This is a genomic window from Streptomyces tricolor, from assembly GCF_002155905.1.
In the GTDB taxonomy this organism is placed as follows: domain Bacteria; phylum Actinomycetota; class Actinomycetes; order Streptomycetales; family Streptomycetaceae; genus Streptomyces; species Streptomyces tricolor.
The window spans coordinates 1-763 of sequence record NZ_MUMF01000954.1 but is presented as its reverse complement, the minus strand read 5'-3'; the positions used below and the strand labels follow the sequence as shown (position 1 = coordinate 763).

At 75.0% G+C, this 763-nt stretch carries 2 protein-coding genes; both read right to left on the bottom strand.

Features of this window, described 5'->3' with window-relative positions:
- Positions 1-447, bottom strand: a 447-nt coding sequence (locus tag CCN44_RS41860) for a flavin reductase family protein (protein WP_086704481.1), incomplete at its 3' end; no start/stop codon positions are given.
- Between the two features lie 40 nt (positions 448-487).
- On the bottom strand, positions 488-763 hold a 276-nt coding region (locus tag CCN44_RS41855; RefSeq protein WP_208639953.1), incomplete at its 5' end, for a peptidoglycan-binding protein.

The following is a 763-nucleotide window of genomic DNA, read 5'->3' as shown; positions in this document are numbered from 1 at the left end:
CCCCTCGCCCCACTGGACCGGGTCGAGCACGAAGCCCACGTGGTCGCCGCCGTCGGTGCGGTGCAGGATGGTGCCGACGAACCAGGCCGCCGCGTCCGCCAGGACGACGGCGCCGCCGTGCCCCTCCCGCCAGGCGAGCCGGGCGAACTTGTCGGTCTCGTCGCCCGTCTCGCCGCCGAGGAGTTCCGCCAGGTCGCGCTGGTCACGGGTGAGCAGATGCACGGCCAGGTGCTGGGCGGCGCGGGCGACCCGGTAGGTGCGGTTGGCCTTGGACAGCCACACGGCGAACCGCGGCGGCTGGATGGAGCACTGCGAGGCGAAGCCGACCAGACAGCCGGCGCACTCCCCGCTCGCCACCGCGGTGACCACGCACATGTCCGGGTCCAGCCGGTCGAAGAAGGCGCTCAGGTCCGCCGTCCGGCCGCGCGTGCCGCTCTCGTCCGCCATACCGCTCCACTCCCGTCCGCCGCCGCTCGGTCCCGGCCGCTCATGCATCGTCGCCGAAGCCGGTGCGGGACTCCAGCGCACGGCGCGTGTCGTCGCCGTAGACCCCCGTCTCGTCGCCGCTGATGCCGTACCAGAGCTGGAAGCGGGCCACGGCCTCGGTGAGGGCGGCGTCGTAGGTGCCGTGGGTGGAGCCGTCGCGGTAGACGTCCGGGATGCGCAGCAGGCGCTGCTGGAGGCCGGTGACCTCGGGACCGGTGTCGCCCTGGCGGAGGGTGCCGGGGCCGTCGGGGTCGGTCGCGGGGGTACGGGCCGTGGG